Raw genomic sequence first — 17,841 nt, forward strand, 5'->3', positions numbered from 1 at the left:
CAGTTTCGATCCGCGCCCCCGTGAGAGGGCGACCCCGGCGCGCGGCGCGGCGATGCTGGTGGGCATCGCGTTTCGATCCGCGCCCCCGTGAGAGGGCGACCCCCGGCACACTAACCACTTGCGCTAAAAACGAAATACGACGATTCCGCGCGAACGTCCCAAGTTAGGGGCGGCCCGGGCCGCGGCGGGAACAGGCACGATGCCGGAAACCTCATCACCGCAACGGGTTCTTCGACGCGCGAATGCTGTGGGGAGAAGGCTGTGCGCTCGAGGTTCGCGCACATGGCTAGAAGAGCAGTGGGCCATCGAGATCGAGGATCGGCTTGGCGCCGACATGCTCGATTCGGCCGCGCGCATCGGAGCCCAGACGGTAGAAGCGGAGTGGGTCGTGCCCCGGGTCGATCTCGGCGACGAGGCGGGCACGCAGCTCCGTCCACTTGGCGGGCTCGACCTCGCACTCAAAGACCGAGTTCTGCACCCGCTGGCCGTAATCGAGGCAGGCCCGGGCGACGCGGCGCAGACGTCGCCGTCCCGCGGCGGATTCGGTGTTCACGTCGTAGGCCACGAGCATCAGCATGGCGCAGCATCACTTCCAGACAAAGGCCGGGTAGCCGTCGAGGTCGCCGCGCAGGTGCCGGGCGAGCATCTGCGCCTGGGCGTGGCAAACGAGGCCGAACGGCATGGTCTCGCCGAGGAAGGGGTGGCGCAACTCCTCGCGCTTGCGCTCTTGCCAGGCGATCAGGACGCGCTTGCGCGCCGCGTCGGTGAGGCGCACGCCGCCCGCTTCCTCGACGGTGAAGTCCTCCGCGCCGAGCTGCCGACGGTTGACGAGGCTGAGGGCGAGCCGGTCGGCCTGGACCGGGCGCAACTCCTCCATTAGGTCGAGGGCGAGGCTGGCGCGACCTGGGCGGTCGGCGTGCAGATACCCGACCTGCGGGTCGAGGCTGTGGGTCTCCAGTGCCGACCGGCAATCGTGACCGAGCAGCGCGTAGAGGAACGACAGGAGTGCGTTGATTCGATCGAGGGGCGGCCGCCGGGAGCGCCCGCCGAACGAGAGGGCCGGATCGTCGACGCGGATGAGATGCCGGAACATGGCGAAGTAGTGGGCGGCCGCCTCGCCCTCGAGCCCGCGCAGGCCTTCGACATCGTCTGCCACCAACGCGCGTCGTGCGATGTCGGTCAGGCGAGCTTCCGCCGCCGACAGGTTCGCCGCCGCCTCAGGCGTTAGGCGCTCGCCGTGGTCGCGCAGGGCCCGCCGCAGAACGGCCCGCTGGTTCGCGGTCTTGGCGGTGACGATGCCGCGCACGATCAGGGCGGCGCGCGGCGCATCGTCGGCGGCGCGATACTGGGCGCGGCGCAGCAGCACGTTGCCGCTGCGCGGTCCCTCGACCCGGGCAAGGAAGCGGCCGTTCGGGTCCAGATGCGAGACCGTGATCCCGGCCTCGGCGCAAGCCGCCAGCAGAGCCGGCGAGGCACCCGCTCGCCCGAAGCTCACGACTCCGTCGATCATGTGCAGCGGGGCGCGGCCGCGTTCGCGGCCTTCGACCTCGACGACGACGTTGGCGCCATCCTTGCGCAGCCAGGCATCCTCACTGGTGACGTAGATCGTGTTGCGCATCCGGCGCATGATGGACGTCCTCAGTTTGCGATCTGGCCCGCCAGCCACCGGGCGACCTTGGGCGGCTTCTCCAGGATGTGCGGTTTGCACAGTGATTCGAGCGAGCAACGGCGGCAGGCGGGCTTACGCGCCGGGGCCGGCGTCACCCCGCTGCCAATCATCGCATGGGCCGCGGCGGCGACCTCGGCAGTGATTGCGCGTAGGCCCTCGTCGAACACGACGCGCACGCGACGCCGCGTCTGGCCGTAGAATAGGAGGCCCTCGAGGATCGCAGTGCCGAACATCTCCTCCAAGCAGATCGCCTGGGCGCAGAGCTGAACCTCGTCGGCGCGATGCGCTTTCGGCTTGCCGCGCTTATATTCCACGGGGACGGGCCGCGCCGGCCGGCCCCGAAACTCCACCGCGTCGGCCCGGCCGGACACGCCGAGCGCGAAGGAGCGCAGCGCGACGCCGCGTGCGATGCGCAATCCTGGCCGGCTCTCGCACTTACCGGAATCGACGCGCTCGTGCAGGAGGCGCCCTTCCGCCGTCGCCTCGTCCTCGGCCCAGAGCTGCTCGACATGGATGAGCGCGCTCTGGCGCGGGCAGAACAGGTAGTGCTGGAGCGCCGAGAGCGGGATCAGCCCGTCCTCGGCCACCGCGGAGAGCGGTCGCGCTGTCATCCCGGACCTACGCGCTATTGCTCGATCACCTCGACCCCCGCCGGCAGCGCCTCCCGGTCTACCGTGACGCGGTAATCCGCGAAGCTGCGGGCAGGGGGACAGTTGTCGGTGGCGTCGGCGCCGATCTCGTGCGCCTCGCCCTTGTGCACCCGCAAGGTCCGCACCCGATCGAACAGCGCATGGGCAGGCGCGTTGCCCAAAGCCGTGGCGTGACGGAAGATCACCAGCTTGCGGGTAGCCATCTCACCGCGGGCGGCCGAGCGGTCGTGGTCGAACATCTGCCCGAGCGCCTCGAACAGCAATGCAAGGTCGTCGTCCGAAAACCCTGTGCCCTTCACCGGGTGCGAGGCCAGTGGCGCCGAGACGAAGCCGTGGGCCCGGTAGAGGCCGTAAGGCACGATGTGTTTGCGGCCCATTGTGCGCCCGCCCTTGGCGTCCGCGTCGGCCTCCGTGGTGGCGGCGAGCCGGGTGATGGCGATTTCGAGCGGCAGGACTGGCTCGACAGAGCGCGCGAAGGCGAGCTGCACCGGGCCGCGCACCTGGCCGGCATTGACCCCAGTGGTCATCACCGCCCCGAACGCCCGGATGTCCCAGAAATTGGCGCACATCCAGCGTGTGAGCTCACGCGCCTTGGCCTCCTTCGGCAGCTTCTTCTGATCCTCGGGCTTCGCCTCCGGCATCACGGCGGTCCAGGCCCGCCGGTGTTCGGCGTTCAGGGTGGCGCCGTCGCGCATGTAGATCTCGTGGCCCGGTGCGTCGGGACGCGCCAGCGCGACGTAGTTGCGGATCTTGCGCTTGAGGGCGACGTCCGAGACGAGGCCCTGATTGGTCTCGGGATCGAGCCGCGGCAGGTTGCCGGCATCCGGGTCTCCATTCGGGTTGCCGTTCTGCACGTCAAAGAACAGCACGAACTCGTGGCGGCGGGTCACGCCGACGGCCTCAGACGTCATCCTGGCTGTCCTCGATTGGGCTGTCTTGGTTCTGGCTATCTTTGGTCTCGTCGGCCTCGACGGCCGCGGCAAGGGCTGGCCTGCCGGCGAACTGCGCGTGGCGCTGGTGGTAGTAGCCGATGGCGAAGCGCCCCTGCGCCTCGAGGCGCAGCACACGGGGCAGCACGGGCGGCAGCCGCTCGACGATTTCGCCGATCTCGCGCTCGATCCAGTAATCCTTGCGGTCCTTGCGCAGGCGCCCGATGTGGTTTTGCGCCCCTCGCAGGAGCAGTGGGAAGACGCCCGCCGGCGTCGCCGAGGCCGCCCCGAAGTAGCGGTCGCGGATGGTCGCGTTGATCCCCCGGCCAAGGGCGAGGCGCTGAGCGGTTTCGAGTGCCGCGAACAGGCGCCCGAGCTGGTAGGCGGGGCTGGGATCGTCCTTGTCGAGGCTCACCGGAATCTCTCCTCGGTCTCCGTTCAGGCGCAGATCGCGCGTCAGGCATGCGCGGATGGCGGCGGCGTGCCAGCCGGTCGTGGGATCGTCCCCTGCTCGCAGCCGCACCAAGGCGGCGGTAAGCCAGCTGCGTGGATAGCGCGTGCCGGCGAGCACTGCCCGGGCGACCTCGCCGGCCAGCAGGGGCGGGATGTTGTCGAACTTCTCCTGCAGCGCCGTGGTCTTGACGAGTAGGCGTCCGATCGCGGGCGGCTTACCCCAGCCGCGGGGGCGGGGGGCGAGCGCGAGGTCGGCGTGGTGCTGAGCCAGGCGCCGTGCGAAGACCTCGAAGGAATCCTCCAGCCAGAACCGCACCGAGAGGCGCGCGGCGTTGGGTGCCAGCCCGAGCACGTGCAAGCGGGTGCCAGGCGCGACCTTGGGTGCCACCGCCTCGACCGGGCGGCCTGCCGCTAGGGTGGCGAGGGCATCGCGGATCAGCGCGGCCTCCGCAGCGTCTTGATCGGGAGCCGGGCTCGGGGGCGGATCGAACCACGACGCGAAGGCCTCCTCCGCTGCGGCGGCTGCCTCCTCACCGACCGTGGCCGAGGTGTCGGCCCAGAACACCACCGTGGCGTCGCCCAGCGGCCTACGCAGGCGGTTGCGGCTGTTGCGGTCGAGCATCCGGTTGAGGGCCGCGCCGTAGCGGAAGCCCGCCTCCGCCGAGACCGGCGCGTTGTCGCCCTGCACCTTGCCGTAGGACGTGAAGGCGTCCTTGTTGAAGGAGACGAGCGCGGCGCCGGAGGGTTGCGCGCCCTCCACGCCCTTAATGGTTGGATGGAGCCGCAAGGGGGCGGCGGGTCGGCCGGTGATGAGGCAGACCGGGCCGGTCGCGTCCGTGGACGGGGCACCTGTCACGAGGAGCCGAGCCGCGGACCGGTCGTGGATGTAGATGTGCTCGCCGGCCAGCCGGAAGACCATGTTGGCGTCGAGCATCTCCGGCTCGAACGGTGCCGCATCGAAGGCGGTCGGGTCCCATGATTCGAGGAAGCGGGCGAGTGCGAGGAGACCCGGGTCGTCAACGTCCGCCAGCAACTCGCGGTGCAGCGTCTTGAAGGCGGCGTGCTCCTCGGCCGTCCGACGGCCTGGGCCGGCAGTGCGGCCGAGAACGTAGGCGGTCTTGTCCCACAGCCGGTTCGGCAGAATGCCGGCGGTGCGCTTGACCGCGGCTGGAACGTCGAGGAGCCGGGGGTGGCGCTTGCGGCCCACAGTCTCGCGCAGGTCAATTACCTCTGTGACGGCGCCATCCGGCGTGAGCACGAGGCAGAAGCCGATCTTCTCGCGGGAGAAGCCCGGCGCCTCCGCCTCGCCTCGCGCCGCCATGCGGTCGTAGTAGCGGTCAAGGGCCTGCAGGACAGTCACGTCACTGTCCCTTCGGTGAGGCACGCCTGCACGTCGAGCACCCCACCTGTGAGGCGGGCGCGGAAGAACTGCGACACCCGCTTCGGCCCAACGATGTCGTGGAGCATCCAGCCAAGGTCACGATCGTGCTGCTCGGCGGGCAGCGTGCTCGCCGGCAGCGCCTCGTCATCGGCAATCAAGGCGAAGTCGGCCGGAAATTCGCGAGTGCCGAGGCAGGGTCGATGGAAACACTGACCCGCTGCCGCGCGGCGGTTGAACATGCTCAGATACTTGGCCGGTGTGTCGTCGCGGCCAGCCTTGTCGGTTAGCGCGAAATGCGCCTCGATGATGTAGGCGACGTTCGTAAGCAGTGTCGCGGCTCGCTGCTGGCGCTTCTCCTCGACGACAAGGCCGAGCCCTTCCGTCGAGCCCGCCTGCATGGCGCGCTCGGCGAGGGCCGACGACACCTTGTCCTCGACTTCGTTCCGCCGCAGCGACTGGAAACGAATCGGCCTGAGCACGTGGATGCGGTCGACGATCCAGCACATCTGCGGCTTCCAGAGAATAGACTCGAGAATACCGCGTGCGGCGGAGGGCGTCATGACGTCGTAGGAGACGCGTTCTACCTTCATTTCAGGTCGCGTGAAGCAGGCTCGATCACCCCAGACGTGAATCTTGATGCCGTATCCCACGCACGGTCTCCAATAAACCTAATGGTGCGTCTTGATTGCGATGTCCAGCCACTCGCCCAAGAACTATGACTCGCTGGCACATTTTACTGGATGATGAGCGTCGGCTGCTCATAGACCGGTATCGCGGACCAAATCTATCATTGGAGGCTTTGCCCCGCTACGAGTGTCACTAGGGCTAGGACTAAACGCGCCCGAATGCTAGCCCCTTGTAGCTCGTTGGATCGATGATTTTGGTTCGAGTGCCAAAGTTGCAACCCCAACAGGAGGCGCCGCTGTAAAATCTATGCCGTCTTGAGTGCCGCGACCCACTGCTCGGCCGGCTGCGCGCCGGAGACCGCCCACTTGCGGTCGATGATGAAGAACGGCACGCCCGCAACCTGCATCTCGGCGGCCTGCCGCTCGACGGCTTCGACGAGCTGTTGCAGCTGCTCGTTGCCGAGCGCGTCGTCAACGACGTCTCGCTTGAGCCCCGCTGCGACGCCGATCTCGCGCAGAACGTCGAAATCGCCGACATCCCGGCCCTCCTCGAAGTAGGCGCGGAACAGGGCGTCCACGACCGGGTCGGCCCGTCCGTGCTGCGCCGCGGCCGCGATCAACATGTGAGCGCGCCGCGTGCTCGGCGTGCGCGTCATCCGCTCGAACGCGAAATCGATGCCCTCCTGCCGCCCGATCTCGGCCATCTGCGCGTCGAGCTGCGCGCTGCGCTCCGCCCCGAACTTGCGGGCGCGATAGATGGCGCGTTCCATGCCGTCGGGCGGCATGGTTGGGTTCAGCTCGAACGGCAACCACTCGATGGCGGTGCTCTCGCGCAGGCCGAGTTGGTCGAGAGCGCGCTCGAGCCGGCGCTTGCCGATGAAGCACCAGGGGCAGATCACGTCGGAGAACAAGGAGATGGTCAGCGGCATGGTGTGACTTTGAGTTTGCATCATGCTTTTCGGAAGTGGGTAGCTGAACAAGAGGGGAGGGTCACGCCCGCGCGCCCATTCTGTCGCCCGTCTAAGCACACGCCGCGCGAGCCATGCATCAGTGACCATGTCCGCACGGGTATACCCTAGCGGATTTTGAGCGTCGTCTTGGGCCGCTTTCGACCCAAAGCGGTCGTATCTAATGTATGTGCACGGCTCGCTAGGAGGCGTTACCTGCTGCTTTCCGCACTTCACCCAAGAGGAAGCGGCGCTTAGAGGGGTCTTTGATCTGGAACCAAAGGCGTAGTAATTCCGACGTCTCGTCGCTGAACGTGCCTTTTTTCGCGTCCTCGATCAACGTCTCCGGTGACACCCCAAGGGCATCCGCAACCCTCTGAAGCGACGCGCGCAATCGCACCTGCCGCTGGGCAGACGCACCAATCATCAACGGCTCACACATGATCGATGCCTCAGACCCTTGATGAATCCTATGAAATGTAAACGCTGATTGTGCTCTAATTGCATCCGTGCAACAGATGAATGGCGTCAGCAGCCGCGCGTATCGGCGTGCCCCCAGAGGCCCCGATCATGACACAAGCTGAACTCGATGACATGACCACCAAGTGCATAGAGGCACATGAGGTGGTAATGGAGCATGGCACATCGGACATGCAGGCGTTTTCTACGGCGTTGATGCGTGCCCTCGCGGCTTTAATCGCCAGTGACATCCTTGGGTTGGCTGACGGCCACGGCATCGAGTGAGAAGGTCTATGGCCTAAGCGCCCGGGAGAAGCCACGGTCGCGGTGGACAGCAGGTTCACAGAACCCAAATCCACAAACAATCCGTTACGGATCTATGGTGCGAAATCATACCGAACATCAATCACCTTGGAGCGTTGGGGTCTAGGTGATCACAGCAGGGGACCCATGGCCCGCTACTACTTTGACATCCACGATGGGCAGCACCTGTCCCGAGACAACGTAGGCACCGAGTGTAGCGGTCAAGATGCCATTAGGGCTGAAGCCATGACAGCCCTTCCTGCGATCGCGCGAGACACCATTCCGAAGGATGGAGATCGGCAGGCGTTGACGGTCATCGTCCGAAACGCGAGCAACCTGACCGTCTATACGGCGACCCTGACCTTCGCGAGCATCTGGTTGGGAGAAGAGGTGCCGCCTGCGCTCGAGGACCCCGATTGAGCGGAGCACCAGCCTCTTCTCTGGGACTGGTGACCCACCTCGGCCGTCTGCTTTCCACCCGTAGGAGACCTTCGAAGGAAGTCCGCCTACGTCACCTTATGGCTTGACGGGCTCGACTTTCACGACGCCGGGGTGCTTTCGAAGGCGATCGGCGATCTCGTTGACCGAGGTGCGCGACAATCTCACGAACGAGATGCTGACCTCATCCATCTCCGGGTCCTCCTCGCTCTGCCGCACGATGAACTGGCGCACCCGCGACGAGCGGGGTCCGGCAACCTCTTGCAGCGCATCGATCGACAACGAGCCGCGTCGTGCTGTGAGGGTGATGGGTAGGGTCTGGAGGCGATCACGGTATCGCTCCTCAAGCGGCTTCACGCCCGCGAGAATGACAAGCACGATGACGGTCGTGGCGACGCCAGCCACGTAGAGGCCGCCGCCGATCGCCAAACCGATCCCGCCGATCGCCCAGAGGCTCGCGGCCGTGGTGAGGCCCTTCACCACCTCGCCGCGCAACAGGATGGTGCCCGCGCCGATGAAGCCGATGCCGGACACGACCTGCGCGGCGACGCGTGAAGGATCGAGCACGACGCCTTTCTGGCCGAGCACGTCGTTGAACCCGAAGGCCGACACCAGCATGATGAGGCAGGCACCGACGCACACGAGCATGTGCGTGCGGATGCCCGCGGCCCAGAGCAACCGCTCGCGCTCGAACCCGACCGCGCTGCCGAGCACGGCCGCGAGGGAGAGCCGTAGGATCAACTCGCCATTGCCCAGCATGGAAGGAGGCTCCTCATCTTTGTAGGTAAGCTCATTTCCAACGTGGCCTTGCCACCTCACATCCGGACCGATGGCAAAGAGCAAACGCGTCGCGCACCTTGTGCAGGTTGTCAGCAGGATCAATGGCTCGTCTGATAATGGCGAGCGCACGTTCTACGCGGTCCTGACGGCGAACGCTGATGACGCGCTCCGACAGGTGCAGGAGTTGTGCGGAGAGGGGGAGGAGGCCAGTCTTGCTCATGGCTTCCTCTCTGCTGCTACGGCTCGCGCACTGCGTCTAATATCTGACGAGCCGCATCGACTGTAGTGTATCAGTTCTCGGTCTTAGGCACGGACTTCGTGATGCGACCTGTCTTGGCATCCGCGTGGAACTCGACGATGCGGCCATCCTTGACGGCCTCGCCTTCCCAATGACCGTCGTCGGCTCCGACTACGATGGCGCTGTAGCCCTCGCTCTCCATGTGCTTCTTCAAGTCCGCCTTGGTCATCCAGTCCGCGCCGGGCTGGTCCTTGGCGAGGGCAGCGCCGCTGAAAAAGAGGCTGGCGACCAGGGCGAGAGCAAGGGATCGGTTCATCATCGTCTCCCGGCTGGGATTGATGATGGCGAAACGCACCAAGGGGCAGGCTTGTTTCGCTGGGTCAGATGCTGGTCCGCTTTCCACCCTGAGCGGACCGCAGCGTGGCGCTCCGAGGTCTGTTCGTTATTCCGGCCGTCCATAGGGGCATACCGCAGCGGACACCGCCTCAGTCGTCCGAAACGCCGTCCGTTAGGGTTGCTTTCGATCAACGGACATGTTTATATACGGACATTACCCCAGCGGACGGTTTCGCTTGATGTCCATGACTTTCTTCTACGCCCGCGTCTCCACCACGGACCAGACGGCCGCTCACCAGCGCATCCAGGCAGAGAAGGCGGGTTTCACGATCAACGAGGTGGTCGCGGACGAAGGCGTGAGCGGCGTCAGCACCAAGCTCGCCGATCGGCCGGGCGGGAGCCGGCTGCTCGGCAAGCTCCGCGAGGGTGACACCCTCGTGGTCCGGTGGGTCGACCGGCTCGGCCGCGACTACCAGGATGTGACGGACACCATCCAAGCTCTAATGAACCGTCGCATCGTCGTCCGCACCGTCATCAACGGGCTAGTGTTCGACGGCGCCGCCGCGGACCCGATGCAGCGGGCCGTGCGGGACGCCCTCATCTCGTTCATGGCCGCGACGGCGCAGGCGCAGGCAGAGGCGTCGAAGGAAGCCCAGCGCGCCGGTATCGCCCACGCCAAGGGCCGGGACGACGCCTACCGGGGCCGTAAGCCGTCCTACAGCCGCGCCCAGCTCGAAGCCGTGCGCGCACAGCTCGCCCAGGGCGCCAGCGTCTCCGCCATCGCCAGGGACACCGGCCTGTCGAGGCAGACCGTCTACCGCATCCAAGAGGATCCCGCCGAAGCCGAAGCCGCCCTGGCCCGGTGGAGTGCATGACCATGAAGGACAACGCCACCATGTCGAACGCCGCGGCCGGCAAGCGCCGCTACATCAAGCTCTCCGAGGATCGGTGGGTCGAGGTCGAGGCGCTGTGGTCGGCCGGAGCCGCGACGCTGGCAGAACTGTCGCAGCGTTTCGGCGTCACCGAGCGCACCCTTCAGGCGCGGTTCGCACGCCGCGGCATTGAGAAGGGCGCCAGCGCCAAGGCCCTCGCCATCGAGGTCACCGCCCGCGTCCAGGCCGAGCGGGCTGCCGACGTGGAAGACCTGACCACGAAGGCACGGCAGATCGGGGACGCAACCTTCGCTGCGGCCGAGAAGGTCGAGCGGATGATCGTCGTGAGCATCGATGCGGCTGCCGCTGATCCAGGCCAGATCTACGCCGCCGCTGCGAAGGTGAAGATGCTGACCAACGCCGCGGCTGCCCTTGAACGCCTCCACGCCTTGAAGAGGAAGTCGCTCGGCATCAACGACGATGACATGAGCAATGCCGATCTGCCGGTCTTGGTCATTCAAGACCTGTCAAAGGCCGCCATCGAGAGGATCCAGCGGGGGCACGACACCGACGATGCGGACTTCGCAGATACCGATGAGAACGACGTGATTGTTGAGGAGAAGTGAATGCACCCCATTGCGCGCTCGAGATCTGCTCCACGAAATCGTGCCATCGTGCTTTAGCGAAAGGCCGAAGTCCTAGAAAAAACGGCCCTTTTGCGAAGGGGGACAGCACTGTGGCCGGACCGATTTTTCGACCACGAAATTTAACTACGGCATGGATTTTCACTCCGATAAGAAAAAGGGGGAGCTAGGAACCCCCCTTTAGTAGATCAGTATCACAGGTCTGATCAGGCTATGTCGTTCTCTTTCGGGTTGAACGGCTTCCCAGCTTCATTACCCGGTGATTGTGCGTCTGGATTGAGGCGCCCGTCGACTAGGTCATTGTTCTCCGTAGTGCCGTCCACCTCGTGGCCTTGTACACGAGACCCACTCCTTTCGACCACAGGGCCGGCATTGCCCATGTCATTGCCACGCTTGGTAGTCCCAGTCCTTTCGACGATGGGGCCAGCGTTACCCATGTCGCCGCCGCGCTGGGTGGTCCCGGTCCTCTCGATCGTCGGGCGTGCGTTGCCCACGTCGATGCCGCTGGTGTGATGGCGCTCCTGGGTATCCTTGTTCTCGGCGTCGGTTATGGTGATCTCCTCAAGGCAGGAGAAACCATCTCCGAGCCCAAGAAGATCCGTCTCGGCCGGTAGCCTTTATGTGCCGCTACCCGCAGGCCTGAGTGGAGAAGCACCTCAGGTAACCGACACCTTCGTCGCCTGCGGCATCCCACCACACCCCAGATTGAGCGCATGCCGTCCCCTCGGCGCTATGAGGGCTGCATCGACATGAGGTTCTGGAAAGTCGAAGGGTGAGGCCCCGGCATCCGCGCCGGGGCCTTTATGCTTTCCCTTGTCTATGCGCCGCCGCGAGGCGCCCGCGAGACCTTCCGAGGACTTCCGGAAGGGGCTGATTTCGGTTCCACAAGGCCGCTTACGTGTCGCGTTAGAGGTTGTGCGAGAAGCTCGCGTGCAATACAATTGCCTTAGGCTTACCCTTGGCAATTGGATTGCTTGATGACCTCCCTCGAAATCACCACCATCTCGTCCCCGGCTTCCACGATCACGCTCCCGGCCGAGCGCCTCGAGCAGCTTCGCATGATCGCTGCTAGGCGCGGCGTGACGCTCGTCGGTCTCCTCGAGTCCGTGATCGCCGAGGCGATCGACTACGACGAGATCCCCGACACGCTGCCGACCTTCGACGTGCACGCCCATGACGATCACGTCGTCATCGACATGCGTGGGTGGGTGCTTCCCATGTTGCGCCGCGAGCAGGCCATCATGGTCGCCCACGGGCTCGAGGCCGCGGCCGGGAAGACGCCGCTCGTGCTCGATACGGGCGTGATGATGCCGGTCGGCCGCGTCGTGGGCTTCGCCATCCGCGAGGGCGACGCCCTGCACGAGCTCACCTTCGGCCGGCACGGTCGCGGCGTTTCTATCGGCTTCCGCAACAAGATCACGGGCGAGGCGACGAAGACCGCCCTCTCGCCGAGCATCGCCGTCGACCTCGCCCGGATCATCCGCAACCAGGCCGCCACGATGATCGTGCGGCCGTCCGACCTTGAGCAGGAGCTCGAGGCCGGCGCCGTCCACTCCTAACACGAAAAGGCCGCCGCGGTCGGGACACCGCGGCGGCTCGTCAACATTGATGGAGTGGCTCTATGAATAGCGATTGCTATGAATATTCACAAAGTGAATTTCTTGCCGCATCGGCTGAGCGGCTGTGGTTGCAGGAGACTTTTGCCGAGCTCGACGCCGTCATGGTCGAGCCGGCGCACCGCGATGTGCCAGCCGCCCCCGCGCCGGTTGTGTCGGACCTGCCGCCGGAGGTGCTGCGTATGACACTCGAGCACGGCCGAGCCTGGCAGCAACGGTTTGAGGAGGAGAAGGAGCGGAAGGCGCGCGAGCGGAAGCGTGACCGTGCCGAGGCCGAGCGGAGAAGAGAGGCGAAGAAGGAAGAGGCTCGCGAGCGCACCAAGGCGCGCAAGCGCTTGGAAAAGCGGACGCAGCGGGAGCGGGAGCGCGCCGCCCGCGTGGAGGCACAGCGCGCCGCTCGCGCAGATGTGCCCGCGATCCTCGCCAGGCTCGACGTGCCTCAGGTCGATGAGGCGCAGCTTGCCCGCGAGGCCGCAGTCCTCGAGACCTTTCTCGCGAGGCCGGGGCGTCGTCAGGGTGCGCTGAAGGGCAAGAACGGCGCGACGCTGAACGACCTGATGGAGACGCGGCGCCTCTACCTGGCCGCCTTCGCGATCGGCAATCCGGGCTACGGCGAGCTCGCGAAGCTGTTCTCGGCGAAGACCGGCCGGTCGTGGAGTCGGGACCAGGCGCGGCGGCGTGTGCAGTTGTTCCGGCAGCTCGAGGCGCCGGGCAGCCCGTGGACGTGCGGTGACAAGTAGGTATGCGGGTCTTTGGCAACCCGCGGACGTGGGCCAGTGACAGGCGGGTGTGCGGGTCTTGCCGGTGTGTGGGTCTTAGAGCCGAGCCGGGAAAAGCCGAGGCCGGAGCGTGGTTTAGAATGGAAATGACCAACCCACGGCCGGAGGGCTTCGGCCAAAGACCCGCACATCTGCCTGTCACCGCTGAGCTATATATAGAGAGATATAGTTTCTCTTCCTTCTCTCTTAGACATGGCTCGGCGGCGACAGGTAGGTGTGCGGGTCTTTCTCCCCACCTCCCGGCACAGGGTTCCCAGTTCCGAAGTTGGGAACGCCCCGGCCATGTGCTGCCCGGGTTTTCCTCGAGGGAACCCAGAGACCGCGTAGGAGACCCGCTGGGACTCGTGCGGCCTCTGCCATCTGAGTTTCTATCCTAGCGCCCGCCGGTGACGGTCGTGTCCCTTGGAGTGGTGTAGCTGGCCGAGAGCGGGAGAGCCCGCCTGCGCGCCCTCCACAGCGCTGTAGCAGGCGGGATCTCACGCGGGGGTGGCCATCGGCGGTGACGGGTTAGGATCGGGTTGCGAGCACCAACCCCGAACCCGGGAGACCCCCGATGACCGATGCCGTTATGAGCCTGCGGGCGCTGGCTGAGAAGAGCGCCGACGCGGACGTGCTGCGCGAGATGATCGGCTTTGCCGCGCAGCGTCTGATGGAACTGGAGGTGGCCGGTCTGACCGGTGCCGCCCACGGCGAGAAGACCCCGGAGCGCTTGGCGCAGCGCAACGGCTATCGTGACAGAGACTGGCAGACACGGGCCGGCACGGTCGAGCTGCGCATCCCGAAGCTGCGGACGGGCAGCTACTTCCCCAGTTTCCTGGAGCCCCGGCGCATGACCGAGAAGGCGCTCACGGCCGTGATCCAGGAGGCCTACATCCAGGGCATCTCGACCCGCGCGGTCGACAATCTGGTCCAGGCGATGGGCGGGACGGGCATCTCCCACAGCCAGGTCAGCCGGCTGTGCCAGGAGATCGACGAACGGGTGAACGCCTTCCTGGAGCGGCCGATCGAGGGCGAGTGGCCCTATCTGTGGATCGACGCCACTTACGTGAAGGTGCGCCAGGACCACCGCATCGTCTCGGTGGCGGTGATCGTAGCGGTCGGCGTCAACGCGGACGGACGGCGCGAGGTGCTGGGCCTCGACATCGGCCCGTCCGAAGCCGAGACCTTCTGGACCGAGTTCCTGCGTAAGCTGGCCCGGCGCGGTCTGCGCGGGGTCAAGCTGGTGATCTCGGACGCCCACGAGGGCATCAAGGCGTCCGTCGCCAAGGTGATGACCGCCTCCTGGCAGCGGTGCCGGGTGCACTTCATGCGCAGCGTTCTGGCCCATGCGGGTCGCTCGGGCCGGCGCGTCGTCTCGGCCTTCATCGCCACCGCCTTCGCCCAGGAGGACGCCGAGGCCGCCCGCCAGCAATGGCGGCGGGTGGCTGACCAACTCCGCCCCAAGGTCCCGAAGCTGGCCGCCCTGATGGACGCGGCCGAGACCGACGTCCTGGCCTACATGGGCTTCCCGGCCGCCCATCGCGCCAAGCTGCACTCGACCAACCCGCTCGAGCGCCTCAACGGCGAGATCAAGCGCCGCACCGAGGTCGTCGGCATCTTCCCCGACGAGCGCTCGATCCGCCGCTTGGTCGGCGCGATCTTGCTCGAGCAAAACGACGAATGGGCCGTGCAACGCTGCCGCTACATGACCCTGGAAAGCATCGCCCCAATCGGCGATGATCCCCTCGTCAGCCTGCCAACCTTGGCCGTCTGACCAGTCCGGCCCGGCCGGTCATCGTGGTGGACCACACTCAGCTACACCACGTCCTGGGACACGATCGCTGGTGACCCCTTTGAGGCGATCTAAAGGGCATCCCGTGGCTTACGCCCACCTGTCGAGATGCCGACACTGCCGGTCGCCGGCCGAGCCGGTTAGCGCAGCTCCTGCGATTTCCCCAATCTTTCTGCGATTTTCTGCGCGCAAATCCTCAGTGAGTTCGGCATCTGGAATGGGCCTACTCACTCAGGAAGCCCGATGGCTCACCACTTCTTGAGCTGCGGAACCTCGCTGTCTCATCAGAGGCGCGGGCAAGACGCCTCAAACAGCGCGCACTGAAAAGTTTTTGCTCGCAGCTGCCCGCATACCCGCCGAGCAAACGCTATAACTAAGGCAGAGTTGATGACCGGCAGGGTCGTCGGCAAAAATTGGGGACTTGATATGAACATCATCCATTTCGCCAGATATAAGAAGAATATTTCCGATAAAAAGGGAGCGGCAAAATTCACTTACGGCTCAAATGTCAGACCTCTTCCGCCGCTTAAATTCGATGGTGAGGCTTTAATTAGAGATATTAGAGATATATTTGGATCTAAATCAAATATGTTTGAGCATGACGCGGATTATAAATTCCTTGATGAGAAAATTTGAAAGCCCATAATCAATATTATCATGTCGAATTATTCGACATGACGTTATATATGTAAGTCAGCGGATTTTTTGCGCTGGCACACGCTCTAAGATTGCTTCTGGCGCTGGATCGAGAAGAACGTGTTCGAGATCCTGATGCGGGCTCCGGTCCGCCGCTAGTGTCGCCGCTGTGGTCACTGCTCGCAGCCGCGACTAGCAATCGCGGTGATGCGCACGGCGCCGATCGCGGTCGATGCGGCCTGGACGACGGGGACCAGGAAGCCGCTGGCCACGGCCCGCAGCTCGGCGCCCAGGCTGCCCGGCCGCAGCTTGGCGTCCTCGCCGTCCAGGTCGTGCCAATCGTGGCCTGAGACCGCCTGCAGTCAGCGCTGAATGAGCAACGCGCGCGGGGACCGCCCTCAGCGCGTTCGCACCCGGCCCTGATCAAACGCTTGCTCAAAGGCGAGGTCTCCGAACACAAACTGACCGCGTTGGCCGTTGCTGAGCGCCACGATGGCCGATCCGGTCATGAAGCCAGCCTGCCGCGTCACGATCGCCTCACCCCGCACCCGGGCGCCGCACGTCACCGGGATCACGATCGTGGGATTGGGATCACGCACCGACCACGAGCCGGTGCAGCGGATCGACCCCGGAAACGCCACCCAGAACTCGCCGACGCCGTTGTTGTAACCCGTGGCCTGCCCGGCCGCGGCTTTGCCGTTCGTGAGCTGCCCGGTGATCGGGATGGCGAAGATCGGTGCCGGCTGGGCGTTCGCCGCGCCGGCAAGCAGCGCAGGCAAGAGATTGAGGAGTGCGAGCTTCTTCATCTGGCGCGGGTAGCGAGCGGCGTTCAGGTTGTCACCGCAGCGACAGGAAAATCCTGTGAGCTGCCCGCGTGCCAAGCTGTGGGTATGGGTAGATCGTCCACCGCCGTCGTGATGTCGGCTTTGGGAGCGAGGAGAGCAGCGAGCACCCGCGGCCCGGTCTCCGCATAGTCAGCCCTGAAAGGTTCGGGAACCGCGCGCAGTAGCCGATCCGCATCGCGCTCCGGAGCAGGATCAAACACATGGGGAATGATGCCGTAACAGTAGGGGCAAAGAGGCCGTTGTGCTCCGGCCGTGGCACACGCCTGACTGTTACGACTGGGCGTCTCCAGAATCTCGCTAATCTGGCTTAAGTGCTTGATTCTTGTGAACAAAGCGCAAAGTGGCTGGGGCGCCAGGATTCGAACCTGGGAATGGCGGTACCAAAAACCGCTGCCTTACCGCTTGGCGACGCCCCAACGCGCGGCTGGCGCTTCCATAGCCGGGTGGGGCGATGCTGGCAACCGGGGCATTGCGTGTGCGGGGCACGGCCGGTTGTTGGAGGGGCTTTCGGGCTCGTGTATGCCGGGCCCTGCGAACGGTGCGGAACGCCGCAACCGTCAACGACCGAACGGCGCGAAGCGCCGCAACGACCACCGACAAGGGGAGGAGAGGGCCGATGAGCACGCAGAAGGTCGCGCTGGTGACCGGGGCTGGTTCGGGAGTGGGCCGCGCGGTGGCGCTCGGGCTGGCGGAGGCCGGCTACGACGTGGTCCTGTCGGGGCGCCGTCCCGAGCCGCTGCAGGCGGTCGCCGCCGAGATCGAGGCCAAGGGCCGGCGCGCGCTCGCGCAGCCGACCGATATCGGCGACGAGGCCTCGGTGGGCGCGCTGTTCGCCCGCGTCGAGGAGACGTTCGGCCGCCTCGACGTGCTGTTCAACAATGCCGGCATCGGCGCGCCGCCGGTCGAGCTCGACGAACTGCCCGTCGCGACCTGGAAGGCGGTGGTCGACACCAACCTCACCGGTGCCTTCCTGTGCACCCAGGGCGCGTTCCGGCTGATGAAGAAGCAGCAGCCGCGCGGCGGGCGCATCATCAACAACGGCTCGATCTCGGCCCACGTGCCGCGGCCGTTCTCGGCGCCCTACACCGCCACCAAGCACGCGATCACGGGTCTCACCCGCTCGACCTCTCTCGACGGGCGCGCCCACGACATCGCCTGCGGCCAGGTCGACATCGGCAACGCCGCCACCGACATGACCGTGCGCATGCAGGCCGGCGTGCCCCAGCCCGACGGCTCGACCCGCCCCGAGCCGACCATGGACGCCAAGCACGTCGCCGACGCGGTGGTCTACATGGCGAGCCTGCCGCTCGACGCCAACGTGCAGTTCATGACCGTGATGGCGACCAAGATGCCGTTCATCGGCCGCGGCTGACGCGGGCAGGGGCTCCCTCGGGACGCCCGGGGCCTCTGGCCCTCCGGCGCCGGCTTGGGGTAGAGAGGCGGCGTGGGCGCTGACGCGGCGCCCGCGC

20 protein-coding genes and 1 tRNA gene are annotated in these 17,841 nt (G+C 65.8%); 9 read left to right on the plus strand and 12 right to left on the minus strand.

The annotated features are described in order from the left end of the window. Nucleotides 1-286: 286 nt before the first annotated feature. The 7 genes from cas2 to BM430_RS05180 form a co-directional block, all read right to left on the minus strand. Nucleotides 287-577, minus strand: coding sequence for a CRISPR-associated endonuclease Cas2 (gene cas2 / locus BM430_RS05150; RefSeq protein ID WP_093566081.1), 291 nt, complete (start codon nt 575-577; stop codon nt 287-289). 9 nt (nt 578-586) lie between these two features. Then, nucleotides 587-1,627 carry a type I-C CRISPR-associated endonuclease Cas1c gene (gene cas1c, locus BM430_RS05155; protein WP_093566083.1) on the minus strand — a complete coding sequence of 347 codons (1,041 nt, stop codon included), beginning with the start codon at nt 1,625-1,627 and terminating at the stop codon, nt 587-589. A gap of 11 nt (nt 1,628-1,638) precedes the next feature. Continuing rightward, nucleotides 1,639-2,256 carry a CRISPR-associated protein Cas4 gene (gene cas4, locus BM430_RS05160; protein WP_244539335.1) on the minus strand — a complete coding sequence of 206 codons (618 nt, stop codon included), beginning with the start codon at nt 2,254-2,256 and terminating at the stop codon, nt 1,639-1,641. 38 nt (nt 2,257-2,294) lie between these two features. Further along, on the minus strand, nt 2,295-3,230 hold the full coding sequence (cas7c, locus tag BM430_RS05165) for a type I-C CRISPR-associated protein Cas7/Csd2 (protein WP_093566087.1): 936 nt from the start codon (nt 3,228-3,230) through the stop codon (nt 2,295-2,297). Then, on the minus strand, nt 3,220-5,061 hold the full coding sequence (gene cas8c / locus BM430_RS05170; protein WP_093566088.1) for a type I-C CRISPR-associated protein Cas8c/Csd1: 1,842 nt from the start codon (nt 5,059-5,061) through the stop codon (nt 3,220-3,222). Before cas8c ends, cas7c begins: the two co-directional genes overlap by 11 nt. Beyond that, nucleotides 5,058-5,732 (minus strand): type I-C CRISPR-associated protein Cas5c, encoded by a 675-nt coding sequence (gene cas5c, locus BM430_RS05175; RefSeq protein WP_093566089.1) that lies wholly within the window; start codon nt 5,730-5,732, stop codon nt 5,058-5,060. Before cas5c ends, cas8c begins: the two co-directional genes overlap by 4 nt. 281 nt (nt 5,733-6,013) lie before the next feature. After that, entirely contained in the window at nt 6,014-6,637 is a 624-nt protein-coding gene (locus BM430_RS05180; RefSeq protein ID WP_093566093.1) for a DsbA family oxidoreductase, read from the minus strand. Between the two features lie 588 nt (nt 6,638-7,225). Here BM430_RS05180 and BM430_RS34565 point away from each other — a divergent pair. Together BM430_RS34565 and BM430_RS05185 are read left to right on the plus strand one after the other, a co-directional pair. Next, entirely contained in the window at nt 7,226-7,399 is a 174-nt protein-coding gene (locus tag BM430_RS34565) for a hypothetical protein (RefSeq protein ID WP_177302946.1), read from the plus strand. Nucleotides 7,400-7,564: 165 nt separating this feature from the next. Next, nucleotides 7,565-7,837 (plus strand): DUF6894 family protein, encoded by a 273-nt coding sequence (locus tag BM430_RS05185; RefSeq protein WP_093566095.1) that lies wholly within the window; start codon nt 7,565-7,567, stop codon nt 7,835-7,837. A 96-nt stretch (nt 7,838-7,933) separates the two neighbouring features. Here BM430_RS05185 and BM430_RS05190 read toward each other — a convergent pair whose 3' ends face one another. From BM430_RS05190 to BM430_RS05195, 3 genes are all read right to left on the minus strand, one after another. Beyond that, nucleotides 7,934-8,614 carry an MgtC/SapB family protein gene (locus tag BM430_RS05190; protein ID WP_093566097.1) on the minus strand — a complete coding sequence of 227 codons (681 nt, stop codon included), beginning with the start codon at nt 8,612-8,614 and terminating at the stop codon, nt 7,934-7,936. 31 nt (nt 8,615-8,645) lie between these two features. Beyond that, nucleotides 8,646-8,855, minus strand: a complete 210-nt coding sequence (locus BM430_RS33820) for a hypothetical protein (protein ID WP_143131965.1) — start codon at nt 8,853-8,855, stop codon at nt 8,646-8,648. Nucleotides 8,856-8,925: 70 nt separating this feature from the next. Further along, nucleotides 8,926-9,228, minus strand: a complete 303-nt coding sequence (locus tag BM430_RS05195; protein WP_244539336.1) for a PepSY domain-containing protein — start codon at nt 9,226-9,228, stop codon at nt 8,926-8,928. Nucleotides 9,229-9,448: 220 nt separating this feature from the next. Here BM430_RS05195 and BM430_RS05200 point away from each other — a divergent pair, with 220 nt between their 5' ends. From BM430_RS05200 to BM430_RS33825, 6 genes are all read left to right on the plus strand, one after another. Continuing rightward, nucleotides 9,449-10,084, plus strand: coding sequence for a recombinase family protein (locus BM430_RS05200; protein WP_093566415.1), 636 nt, complete (start codon nt 9,449-9,451; stop codon nt 10,082-10,084). Nucleotides 10,085-10,086: 2 nt separating this feature from the next. Further along, a complete protein-coding gene (locus tag BM430_RS05205) occupies nt 10,087-10,707 on the plus strand; it encodes a hypothetical protein (RefSeq protein WP_093566101.1) in 621 nt (206 codons plus the stop codon). A gap of 995 nt (nt 10,708-11,702) precedes the next feature. Next, nucleotides 11,703-12,284, plus strand: coding sequence for a hypothetical protein (locus BM430_RS05210; RefSeq protein WP_093566103.1), 582 nt, complete (start codon nt 11,703-11,705; stop codon nt 12,282-12,284). A gap of 62 nt (nt 12,285-12,346) precedes the next feature. Beyond that, complete coding sequence (locus tag BM430_RS05215) at nt 12,347-13,081, plus strand: hypothetical protein (protein ID WP_143131966.1); 735 nt, start codon at nt 12,347-12,349, stop codon at nt 13,079-13,081. Between the two features lie 592 nt (nt 13,082-13,673). After that, nucleotides 13,674-14,873 (plus strand): IS256 family transposase, encoded by a 1,200-nt coding sequence (locus BM430_RS05220; RefSeq protein ID WP_093566106.1) that lies wholly within the window; start codon nt 13,674-13,676, stop codon nt 14,871-14,873. 405 nt (nt 14,874-15,278) lie between these two features. Beyond that, the gene (locus BM430_RS33825) at nt 15,279-15,527 is read left to right on the plus strand and encodes a hypothetical protein (protein ID WP_143131967.1); all 249 of its coding nucleotides are present in this window, start codon (nt 15,279-15,281) and stop codon (nt 15,525-15,527) included. Nucleotides 15,528-15,925: 398 nt separating this feature from the next. On the opposite strand, the gene BM430_RS05225 is transcribed toward BM430_RS33825, so the two are convergent. Both BM430_RS05225 and BM430_RS05230 read right to left on the minus strand, forming a co-directional pair. Continuing rightward, nucleotides 15,926-16,333, minus strand: a complete 408-nt coding sequence (locus BM430_RS05225) for a hypothetical protein (RefSeq protein ID WP_093566107.1) — start codon at nt 16,331-16,333, stop codon at nt 15,926-15,928. Nucleotides 16,334-16,713: 380 nt separating this feature from the next. Further along, nucleotides 16,714-16,788, minus strand: a tRNA-Gln gene (locus BM430_RS05230). A gap of 200 nt (nt 16,789-16,988) precedes the next feature. Here BM430_RS05230 and BM430_RS05235 point away from each other — a divergent pair. Beyond that, complete coding sequence (locus BM430_RS05235; RefSeq protein ID WP_093566109.1) at nt 16,989-17,744, plus strand: SDR family oxidoreductase; 756 nt, start codon at nt 16,989-16,991, stop codon at nt 17,742-17,744. The last annotated feature ends 97 nt before the right edge of the window (nt 17,745-17,841 follow it).

Source organism: Methylobacterium sp. 174MFSha1.1 (genome assembly GCF_900116815.1).
In the GTDB taxonomy this organism is placed as follows: Bacteria; Pseudomonadota; Alphaproteobacteria; order Rhizobiales; family Beijerinckiaceae; genus Methylobacterium.

What these genes read in the sequence shown, in the direction of transcription:
- cas2 (WP_093566081.1), bottom strand. Translation starts at nt 577, where the DNA reads ATGCTGATGCTCGTGGCCTACGACGTGAACACCGAATCCGCCGCGGGA.
- cas1c (WP_093566083.1), bottom strand. Translation starts at nt 1,627, where the DNA reads ATGCGCCGGATGCGCAACACGATCTACGTCACCAGTGAGGATGCCTGG.
- cas7c (WP_093566087.1), bottom strand. Translation starts at nt 3,230, where the DNA reads ATGACGTCTGAGGCCGTCGGCGTGACCCGCCGCCACGAGTTCGTGCTG.
- BM430_RS05180 (WP_093566093.1), bottom strand. Translation starts at nt 6,637, where the DNA reads ATGCCGCTGACCATCTCCTTGTTCTCCGACGTGATCTGCCCCTGGTGC.
- BM430_RS34565 (WP_177302946.1), top strand. Translation starts at nt 7,226, where the DNA reads ATGACACAAGCTGAACTCGATGACATGACCACCAAGTGCATAGAGGCA.
- BM430_RS05185 (WP_093566095.1), top strand. Translation starts at nt 7,565, where the DNA reads ATGGCCCGCTACTACTTTGACATCCACGATGGGCAGCACCTGTCCCGA.
- BM430_RS05190 (WP_093566097.1), bottom strand. Translation starts at nt 8,614, where the DNA reads ATGCTGGGCAATGGCGAGTTGATCCTACGGCTCTCCCTCGCGGCCGTG.
- BM430_RS33820 (WP_143131965.1), bottom strand. Translation starts at nt 8,855, where the DNA reads ATGAGCAAGACTGGCCTCCTCCCCCTCTCCGCACAACTCCTGCACCTG.
- BM430_RS05200 (WP_093566415.1), top strand. Translation starts at nt 9,449, where the DNA reads ATGTCCATGACTTTCTTCTACGCCCGCGTCTCCACCACGGACCAGACG.
- BM430_RS05205 (WP_093566101.1), top strand. Translation starts at nt 10,087, where the DNA reads ATGAAGGACAACGCCACCATGTCGAACGCCGCGGCCGGCAAGCGCCGC.
- BM430_RS05210 (WP_093566103.1), top strand. Translation starts at nt 11,703, where the DNA reads ATGACCTCCCTCGAAATCACCACCATCTCGTCCCCGGCTTCCACGATC.
- BM430_RS05215 (WP_143131966.1), top strand. Translation starts at nt 12,347, where the DNA reads ATGAATAGCGATTGCTATGAATATTCACAAAGTGAATTTCTTGCCGCA.
- BM430_RS05220 (WP_093566106.1), top strand. Translation starts at nt 13,674, where the DNA reads ATGACCGATGCCGTTATGAGCCTGCGGGCGCTGGCTGAGAAGAGCGCC.
- BM430_RS33825 (WP_143131967.1), top strand. Translation starts at nt 15,279, where the DNA reads ATGACCGGCAGGGTCGTCGGCAAAAATTGGGGACTTGATATGAACATC.
- BM430_RS05225 (WP_093566107.1), bottom strand. Translation starts at nt 16,333, where the DNA reads ATGAAGAAGCTCGCACTCCTCAATCTCTTGCCTGCGCTGCTTGCCGGC.
- BM430_RS05235 (WP_093566109.1), top strand. Translation starts at nt 16,989, where the DNA reads ATGAGCACGCAGAAGGTCGCGCTGGTGACCGGGGCTGGTTCGGGAGTG.